General features: G+C 69.8%; 9 protein-coding genes and 1 rRNA gene. 9 read left to right on the top strand and 1 reads right to left on the bottom strand.

Annotation, left to right across the window (positions count from 1 at the left end):
• From rrf to GUY60_RS29630, 9 genes are all read left to right on the top strand, one after another.
• Positions 1–76: ribosomal RNA gene (gene rrf, locus GUY60_RS29590) — 5S ribosomal RNA — on the top strand; the annotation flags it as partial.
• Positions 77–152: 76 nt separating this feature from the next.
• Entirely contained in the window at positions 153–797 is a 645-nt protein-coding gene (locus GUY60_RS29595) for an HAD family hydrolase (protein WP_161703297.1), read from the top strand.
• Between the two features lie 43 nt (positions 798–840).
• The gene (locus GUY60_RS29600; RefSeq protein ID WP_161703299.1) at positions 841–2,061 is read left to right on the top strand and encodes an MFS transporter; all 1,221 of its coding nucleotides are present in this window, start codon (positions 841–843) and stop codon (positions 2,059–2,061) included.
• Entirely contained in the window at positions 2,012–3,175 is a 1,164-nt protein-coding gene (locus tag GUY60_RS29605; RefSeq protein ID WP_161703301.1) for an acetoin utilization protein AcuC, read from the top strand. Before GUY60_RS29600 ends, GUY60_RS29605 begins: the two co-directional genes overlap by 50 nt.
• A 158-nt stretch (positions 3,176–3,333) precedes the next feature.
• Positions 3,334–4,149: a phosphatase gene (locus GUY60_RS29610; protein WP_161703303.1), complete on the top strand. Its 816-nt coding sequence runs from the start codon at positions 3,334–3,336 to the stop codon at positions 4,147–4,149.
• A gap of 128 nt (positions 4,150–4,277) precedes the next feature.
• Positions 4,278–4,487, top strand: a complete 210-nt coding sequence (locus GUY60_RS29615; RefSeq protein WP_161703305.1) for a helix-turn-helix domain-containing protein — start codon at positions 4,278–4,280, stop codon at positions 4,485–4,487.
• A 111-nt stretch (positions 4,488–4,598) separates the two neighbouring features.
• Positions 4,599–4,697 carry a 30S ribosomal protein bS22 gene (locus GUY60_RS29620; RefSeq protein ID WP_003948845.1) on the top strand — a complete coding sequence of 33 codons (99 nt, stop codon included), beginning with the start codon at positions 4,599–4,601 and terminating at the stop codon, positions 4,695–4,697.
• 211 nt (positions 4,698–4,908) lie between these two features.
• A complete protein-coding gene (locus tag GUY60_RS29625; protein WP_161703307.1) occupies positions 4,909–6,015 on the top strand; it encodes an NAD-dependent epimerase/dehydratase family protein in 1,107 nt (368 codons plus the stop codon).
• A gap of 14 nt (positions 6,016–6,029) precedes the next feature.
• Positions 6,030–7,145, top strand: coding sequence for a lysophospholipid acyltransferase family protein (locus GUY60_RS29630; RefSeq protein WP_161703309.1), 1,116 nt, complete (start codon positions 6,030–6,032; stop codon positions 7,143–7,145).
• Between the two features lie 71 nt (positions 7,146–7,216).
• Here the strand turns inward: GUY60_RS29630 and GUY60_RS29635 are convergent, their stop codons facing one another.
• Positions 7,217–8,428: a DUF5667 domain-containing protein gene (locus GUY60_RS29635; protein WP_161703311.1), complete on the bottom strand. Its 1,212-nt coding sequence runs from the start codon at positions 8,426–8,428 to the stop codon at positions 7,217–7,219.
• Between the last annotated feature and the right edge of the window lie 274 nt (positions 8,429–8,702).

Below are 8,702 nucleotides of genomic sequence, written 5' to 3' on the forward strand. Positions count from 1 at the left end.
GAACCCGGAAGCTAAGCCTCACAGCGCCGATGGTACTGCAGGGGGGACCCTGTGGGAGAGTAGGACGCCGCCGAACTAATTGTTGGGAAAGCCCCGCACCGATGGTGCGGGGCTTTCCTGTTTTCAGGGGTCTCAGGACTTACAGTCAACGCATGCGCTATGACCTGGTGATCTTCGACAATGACGGCGTGCTCGTGGACAGCGAGCCGATCTCCAACGCCCTGCTCGCCAGCTACCTCACCGAGTTGGGTCACCCCACCACGTACGCGGAATCGCTGCGGGACTACATGGGTGCCGCCATGCACCGGGTGCACGATCTAGTCGCAGAACGCGGGGGAAAGCCGCTGCCCGAGGACTTCGACGCGGAGTTCAATCGGCGCGTATTCGCCGCGTTCCAGCAGGAGTTGGAGCCCGTCCCCGGAATCGTCGACGTGCTGGAGAAGCTCACCGCCGAAGGCGTTCCGTACTGTGTCGCGTCCTCCGGGGGGCATGACCGTATTCGGGTCGGGCACCTCAAGACCGGGCTCGACGAGTGGTTCGAGGACGAGTGGATCTTCAGCTCCGAGGACGTCGAAAAGGGCAAGCCGGCGCCGGACCTCTTTCTGTACGCCGCTGACCAGATGGGGGTCGCTCCGCAGAACTGTGTCGTCATCGAGGACAGCCCGCTCGGAATGCAGGCGGCGCAGGCCGCGGGCATGGACGTGTTCGCCTTCACCTCGATGATTCCGCAGGACCGGCTGGAGGGCGCCACCGCGCACTTCTCCGATATGGGACAGCTGCTGCAACTGCTCTCGTGATCCATCTACCGGCGGGTAGGCGGGCGCCGTACGCTGTGCCGCCATGACGGACTCGCGGTTGCGGCATGGCAGAGGCGCCCTTGCGGTCAGCTTCTTTGTGCAGGGTGCGGCTTTCGCCCTCCTGGTGACACGTATCCCGGCGATCCAGGACCGGTACGGGATATCCGACGGGCTGCTGCCCGCGTTCCTCGCCGCGGTGCCGGTGCTCGCCGGGGTCGGCAGTGTGCTCACCGAGCACCTGGTGAAGCGGGTCCCGCCCAGCCGGGTGCTGCGGTGGTCGCAGCCGCTCGTGCTGCTCGGACTGCTCGGGGTCGGCGCGGGGCGTGAACTGTGGCAAGTGGCCGTCGCACTCGGCCTGTTCGGGCTCACCGTAGGAGCGCTCGACGCGTCCATGAACATGCTGGGCGTCAGTCTGCAGTCCGCGTACGGACGCAGCATCATGCTGGGATTCCACGCCGCGTACAGCCTCGGCGGGATTGTCGGGGCCTCGCTCGCGTGGGTGGGGGCGCACTGGGAACTCTCGCTTTTCCTGTCCTATCTACCGACGGTCGCCGTGGCGTTGCCGGCGGCCCTGATCGCCAGTCGGTGGTACGTCGACGGGGGCGTCGAGGCCAAGAAGGCGCAGGGCGCGGGGAGTTCGGGGCAGCGGGTCGGGTTCAAGGTGCTGTTGCCGCTGTGTCTGGTGATGACGTGCGCGTACATCGGGGACTCGACGGTCTCCAACTGGAGCGCCAAGTATCTGCAGGACGTGCTGGGGAGTTCCGAGCAGCTGTCGACCGTTCCGTACAACATCTACATGGTGACGACGCTTGTCGGGCGGGCCGTCGGGGACCGGGGTGTGCGGCGGTTCGGTGCTGTGGCCGTGGTGCGGGCCGGGGCGGTGCTCGCGGCGGCCGGCTTCGCCGTGGTGGCGGTGGCGCAGGGTGCGTGGGTCGGGATGGCAGGGTTCACCTTGCTCGGGCTCGGGTTGTGCGTGGTGGTGCCGCAGACGTTCGCGGCGGCCGGGCGGCTGTTCCCCGGGGCTTCGGACACGGCCATCGCGCGGCTCAATATCTTCAACTATGTCGGGTTTCTTATCGGTTCGCCGTTGGTCGGGGCGTTGGGGGACGCCTGGAACTACCGGGGGGCGATGCTCGTTCCGATGGTGTTGGTGCTTGTGACGCTGGTGTACGCCCGGTCGTTCGCCCCGGAGGCCGGGCGATACGGTGACGTGCATGAGCGGCCGCGCACAGCTGATGTGGGACGAGGCAGTAACGCGCTATGACTTCGGCGCCGGGCACCCGATGGACCCGGTGCGTCTCGCGCTGACCCGGAGCCTGGTCTCGGCGTACGGCCTTGATCAGCATCTGAAGGTCGTATCGGCCAAGCCGGCCGGGGAGTCGACGCTGCGGCTCGTGCACCGCGAGGACTACGTGGACGCGGTGAAGGCCGCCTCCGTGGACCCGGGCGCCGCGGATGTCACGTACGGCCTGGGGACCGAGGACGATCCGGCCTTCCGTGGGATGCACGATGTGTCGGCGCTGATCGCCGGGCAGTCGGTGGGCGCCGCCGAGGCCGTGTGGCGCGGTGAGGCCGAGCACGCGGTGAACTTCGCCGGGGGGCTGCACCACGCGATGCCCGGGGGCGCGGCGGGCTTCTGCATCTACAACGACGCGGCGCTGGCCATCGCGCGACTCCTGGAGCTGGGCGCCGAGCGCGTCGCGTACGTGGATGTGGACGTGCACCACGGCGACGGTGTGCAGGCCGCGTTCTGGGAGGACCCGCGGGTACTGACGATCTCGCTGCACGAGCATCCGCGGACGTTGTTCCCGCAGACCGGCTGGCCGGAGGAGACCGGGGCGGCCGAGGGGAGCGCGGTGAACGTGGCGCTGCCCGCGGGTACCGGGGACGCCGGGTGGCTGCGGGCGTTCCACGCGGTGGTGCCGGAGCTGCTCGCCGAGTTCCGGCCGCAGGTCCTGGTGACGCAGCACGGCGCCGACACCCACTTCGAGGACCCGTTGGCGCACCTCGCGGTGTCCCTGGACGCGCAGCGTGCCGTGCAGCTCGCGTGCCACGAACTGGCGCACTCGTACGCGGACGGGCGCTGGGTGGCGCTCGGCGGCGGTGGGTACGCGGTGGTGGACGTGGTGCCCCGCTCCTGGACGCACCTCGTGGCGATCGCGGCGGGCCAGGAGATCGCGCCGGAGTCGGAGATTCCGGAGGAGTGGCGGCAGCAGGTGTTCGCGCGCACCCGGGAGTCCGCGCCCCGGCGCATGACCGATGGGCGCACGCCTGTGTGGGCCGAGTGGGAGGCGGGGTACGACCCGGAGGACCGGCTCGATCAGGCGGTCCTTGCCACGCGGCGGTCGGTGTTCCCGCTGCGGGGGTTGTTGCCGTAACCCGCCACCGCGATGCGCAAATCCCTCGCGGTGTGCAAGTCCCTCGCGGTGTGCAAGTCCCTCGCGGTGTGCGGAAAGTCCGGTGAGGTTAGCCCAACTGTGGGGATTGTCCTGGGTTTTGGGGTCCCTTCGGTCCCTGATGCGTCAGCATCGCAGGCGTGTTGAGCACCGGCGCCCTGCGCGCGCATCTGCTGGCCGCCCGGCTCGCCGGGCCCGTGGCCACCTCGCGGGAGGAGAGCCTGCGCAGCTATCGGCTGTTCGCCGCCCGGGATCCGCGGGTGCTGCTCGGGCTCGATCCCGAATGGCGTTGGGGCGACCGGGACTTGATCGCGCTGATGGCCGACAAGTGCGGGGTCTCCGCTGATCCGCAGCACAGGTCGGGGCCCGATGTGATCGACCCCGAGCGGACGTTGGCGGGTCTCGACGCCTTCGCCGAGCGGCTGAGAGTGGCGGCGGAGCGGCAGGTTCCGGTGTTCTTCGGCACCGGGCATCCGCATCGACTCCTTGGTTTCTACGCCGAGTTGGCGGACGCGCTCTCGGCGGCGGGGTGCAGGGTGCTCGCCCCCGCGCAGGGCGTCTCCGTCGACATGACGACCCGGTTCGGTCTACGTACGTACCACCTCGACTACGTACGGGGCGTCGCGTTGGTGCGAGAGCCAGGGGGCGCGGGCGCCGGGCGCGCGAGCGGGGCGCACACCCATTCACCGCTTCCGGTACGTACGGTGCTCGCCGCCGCGGCCGAGTCGGGCGGGCCGTTGCCCGGTCTGGTCGTCGGTGACCACGGGTTCGTCTGCGGCGCAGGTCAGCTCGGTGTCGAGGCCATCGGCCTGGCGGACACGGACGATCCGGCGCTGTTCGTGGGGGAGGCGGAGGGGCGCGTGGCCGTCGCCGTACCGCTCGATGACGCTGTACGGGCCGACTACTACCGGCCGTTGACGCGCTATGTACTCAATCGCGCGCGTCTGTCACGTTAGGCGGCCGATCGCAGCACCTCTTCCCCACTCGTACCACCCGCCCCTACTCTGGGTGTGAGCGCACAGCGACGAGGAGTTACCGGAAGGGGAAGCCGGTGCCCGTCATGTGTGGAAGGTTCAGGTGTGTCATGGCTGCTGAGCAGAGGCCTCTGAGCGAGGTGCAGTTTCTGACCGTGGCGGAAGTCGCCTCGGCGATGCGAGTGTCGAAGATGACCGTGTACCGCTTGGTGCACAGTGGTCATCTGCCGGCGATCCGGGTGGGGAGGTCCTTCCGGGTGCCGGAGAACTCCGTGCACGAGTACCTTCGCGATTCTTATGTGGGGGTGGAGTCGGCCTGATCGAGCACTCGATTACGGCCTCAGCGCTCGGGCGGGTAGGCTAGGCCTGACGTAGGTCGTGTGGGCCCAGTCTGCCCCGCACCAAGTGATGAGAAGTGAGCGAGGGTAGTCGTGGGCTCTGTTATCAAGAAGCGGCGTAAGCGGATGGCCAAGAAGAAGCACCGCAAGCTGCTCAAGCGCACGCGTGTTCAGCGTCGCAACAAGAAGTAAGCGCCGTAGTACGAAGCGCATGGCGAAGCCCTCCACCGATTTCGGTGGGGGGCTTCGCTGCTTTGTGGCGAGAGGTGTGGCGAGAAGTGGCGAGAAGTGGCGAGAGGTGCGGCGCGAGGTCATCACAGCGCAACATCCACCCGCTAACGTGGCGCGTGCGGGATGCGGGGTGCGGCGGAGTCGTAGTGGTGGAAGAAGGAAGGCGCTGATCTTGGGCAAGGTCGTGCTGGTGACCGGGGTGGCCCGGCAGCTCGGGGGCCGATTCGTACGCCGTGTGCAGCGCGAGCCCGATGTGGACCGGGTCATCGCCGTCGACGCCGTACCGCCGGAGCACCAGCTGGGCGGGGCGGAGTTTCTCCAGGCCGACATCCGGCAGTCGACGATCGCCCGGGTGCTCGCCGAGCACTCCGTGGACACCGTCGTGCACATGGACGTGACGGGCACGCCGCTGGGCGGCGGCAGCCGGGGCTCGGTCAAGGAGACCAACGTCATCGGCACCATGCAGCTGCTCGGCGCCTGCCAGAAGTCGCCGACGGTGCAGCGGCTCGTGGTCAAGTCCAGTACCAATGTGTACGGTTCGGCGCCCAAGGACCCTGCCGTCTTCACCGAGACGACCCCGCCGAAGTCGCTGCCGAGCGGTGGCTTCGCGAAGGACGCGGTGGAGGTCGAGGGGTATGTGCGCGGCTTCGCGCGGCGCCGCCCGGACGTCGCGGTGTGTGTGCTGCGTTTCGCCAACATCCTCGGCCCGACCGCGGATTCGCCGCTCGCCGACTACTTCTCGCTGCCGGTGCTTCCGACGGTGCTCGGCTACGATCCGCGGCTCCAGTTCGTGCACGAGGACGACGTGATCGACGTGCTGCGGATCGCCGCGCGTGCGCCCGAGCGGGGCACGCTCAACAGCGGCACGTTCAACATCGCGGGCGACGGTGTCCTGCTGCTCTCGCAGTGCTCGCGGCGCCTTGGCCGGCCGACCGTGCCCGTACTGCTCCCGGCGGTCACGTGGGCGGGCAGCGCGCTGCGGACCGTCGGCCTCACGGACTTCTCGCCGGAGCAGGTGCGACTGCTCACTCACGGCAGGGTGGTGTCCACGGGCCAGATGCGCGAGACACTGGGGTTCCGGCCCAAGTTCAGTACGGCGGAGACCTTCGCGGACTTCGCCCGCAGCCGGGGCCCAGGACTGCTGCCGCCCGAGGCCCTGGCGAGCGCCGTCGACCGGCTGGCCGCGCTGCCCTTCCCGGGTTTCCCGGGTGGTGGCCGCGGCGCCGGTACGGACGGCTGCCACGACGCCACGCAGCACCCGACGCAGAGCGCCAACTGAGGAGCGCAGCAACGATGGCGGACGCCAAGGTCATTCCGTTCGACGAGGGAGCGGCCGACCGCTCGCGCGGTGAGCGCGGTGAGCGCCAGCCCCGGCGCAGGGCCACGGGCCGCCGCAAGGCCGACCCGGCGGCCGTGGGCGAGGTGCGGGCCCTGAACGCGCAGGACGGGCTCGGGGAGCCGGACGACGCCGACCGGACCGACCCGGCGTCCCCGTCCGACCGGACCGACCTGACCGACCCGAGCGGCCGGGACGCCCCCGGCGCCGCAGCCGGGGCGGCCGCCGCCGGTGGCGCCTTGGAGCGCCGGATCGCGGGCGGCCTGTCCTTCCTGCGCCGCCGGCTGACCGGCGAGTACGACGTGGACGAGTTCGGGTACGACCAGGAGCTCACCGACCAGGTCCTGATGTCGCTGCTCCGGCCCGTGTACGAGAAGTACTTCCGGGTCGAGGTGAAGGGCATCGAGAACATCCCGGCGGACGGCGGTGCGCTGATCGTCGCCAACCACTCGGGGACGCTGCCGCTCGACGGCCTGATGCTGCAGGTCGCCGTGCACGACAACCATCCGCAGCAGCGGCACCTGCGGCTGCTCGCCGCCGACCTGGTCTTCATGCTGCCGGTGGTCAACGAGCTGGCCCGTAAGGCCGGTCACACCCTCGCCTGCGCCGAGGATGCCCAACGGCTCCTGGAGGGAGGGGAGTTGGTGGGTGTGATGCCCGAAGGGTTCAAGGGCATCGGCAAGCCGTTCAGCGAGCGGTACAAGCTGCAGCGCTTCGGCCGCGGCGGTTTCGTCTCCACCGCGCTGCGCGCCGGCACCCCGATCGTGCCGTGCTCCATCGTGGGCGCCGAGGAGATCTACCCGATGATCGGCAACGCGAAGACGCTCGCGCGGGTGCTCGGCATCCCGTACTTCCCGATCACGCCGACGTTCCCGTGGCTGGGCCCGCTGGGAGCGGTGCCGCTGCCGACGAAGTGGACGATCCAGTTCGGCGAGCCGATCGCGACGGACGGCTATCCGCCGGAGGCGGCCGAGGACCCGATGCTGATGTTCAACCTGACCGATCAGGTACGCGAGCAGATCCAGCACACGCTGTACAAGCTCCTCGTGCAGCGCAGGTCCGTGTTCTTCTGAGCCTCGCTCGCATACGTGGACGGGGCGCCCTCTGAGGAAGAGGGCGCCCCGTCCACGTACGTACCGCGGGGTTACTTCGTGGTGTCCTCGCCTTCGATGCCGAGGCCGGGCAGGAGGCCCGGGAGGACCGGCGGCAGGGTGATGTCCGGCTTGCCCGGCGAGCTCTTGCCGTCGGACGGCGAGGGGCTGCCGTCGCCCTCGGGCGGGTCGAGCAGGCCGCCGGTGCCGCCGCCGAGGAGGCCTTCGTCCTCGCTCCTGGAGGTGGACGGCTCGGGCTTGCTCTCGTCGCCGGTGGGGCCGCTCGACGAGCCGGTGCTGGGCGACTGCTTGCCGTTCTCGGCGCCGGAGCCGCCGGAACCGGACCCGCCGGGCCGGTCGGTGCTGCCCGTTTCCGGCGTGCGGGGCAGCAGGGACTGCAGCGGGCCGACCTCTTCGTCTATGGCGTCGAAGACCGAGCTGACCTGATCGCCGACATCGGTGAGCTGCAGCGGGAGGCGGTCCCGCAGGGCGCTCCAGCTCTCGCGGTGCGAGCGGGAGAAGCTGTCCAGGGCCTGGATCGGGATGAGCGAGCCGTCCCGTTCGTACGCCTCGTGGAGGAGGCGGTGGCCTTCGCTGGCGTCGTTGCGCATGCCGCTCAGGGTGTGGCGGACCTCGCCCAGCTGCTCGTGGTCGAGCGTGCCGACGCGGCCGCGCTCCATGAGGCGGCGGGCCTCCTGGAGGCGGGTGGAGGCCTGGTTGAGGTAGAGCTCGCCGCGGGCCGACTCGTCGTCGGTCATGCCGAGCTTGAGGTCCTCCATGCCGCGCTTCAGGCCGTACAGATTGTCGCCGGGGAGCGCGTCGGAGCTGGCGGCGGCGACACCGCTGAACGCTCCGGCGGCCACGCCGACCGTGAGGCCGCCCGCGGCGATGCCCTTGGACAGGCGTGACCGTGGGCGGAGTTTGCGTAGCGGACCGGCTCGGTGGGTGCCCTTTCCGGAGCGCTGTTCGGGTACCGACTGGCTCACGCCGTCGCCCCCGGCGGCGGTGCCTTCCTGCAGCATCGCCTCCATGGCAGCCATCAGTTGGGCACGCTGAACCACCTTGACCTCGGGGTCAAGGTCCGGCTTCGGCAGCTCGCCGAGTCCGCCGGCCAGTGCCAACATCCGGCTCCGCGAAGCCTGTTCGGCAGCGGCGGAGTCTTCGGTGCTCTCCGGCTGCTCGGCCGCCGCGGCCTGGTCGGACTGCTCCTCCAAGGCCTGGGCGAAGGCGTTCGCCCGCCGGTGTGCCGAAACATTCGCGATCACTGGCGGCACCTCCTCTCGTCATGACGTCCGACTCCCCAGGGGGTCCTGGAGGTTGCCCACCTTGAGCCGAGCCACACGATCGAGTGAGTGGCCCGGCGTGGGAGGCGACCACAGGGAGCCTGCATCCCGCACAACGACCGTCGCGGCACTTGGGTTACGGACGAAAGATGATCCGACCGCTTTCGGCATCGGGCCATCACAGGAGGTGAGTTGAGGGTCACGGTGGGTGTCTGTGAGGGGTGGTGTGAGGGCGGTGTCAGGGGACAAAGGGGAC

The organism is Streptomyces boluensis, from assembly GCF_009908195.1.
Taxonomy (GTDB): domain Bacteria; phylum Actinomycetota; class Actinomycetes; order Streptomycetales; family Streptomycetaceae; genus Streptomyces; species Streptomyces boluensis.

Bases quoted from the DNA above. Each gene is read 5' to 3' on its own strand.
- GUY60_RS29600 (WP_161703299.1), top strand. From the start codon at position 841: ATGACGGACTCGCGGTTGCGGCATGGCAGAGGCGCCCTTGCGGTCAGC.
- GUY60_RS29595 (WP_161703297.1), top strand. From the start codon at position 153: ATGCGCTATGACCTGGTGATCTTCGACAATGACGGCGTGCTCGTGGAC.
- GUY60_RS29630 (WP_161703309.1), top strand. From the start codon at position 6,030: ATGGCGGACGCCAAGGTCATTCCGTTCGACGAGGGAGCGGCCGACCGC.
- GUY60_RS29605 (WP_161703301.1), top strand. From the start codon at position 2,012: ATGAGCGGCCGCGCACAGCTGATGTGGGACGAGGCAGTAACGCGCTAT.
- GUY60_RS29615 (WP_161703305.1), top strand. From the start codon at position 4,278: ATGGCTGCTGAGCAGAGGCCTCTGAGCGAGGTGCAGTTTCTGACCGTG.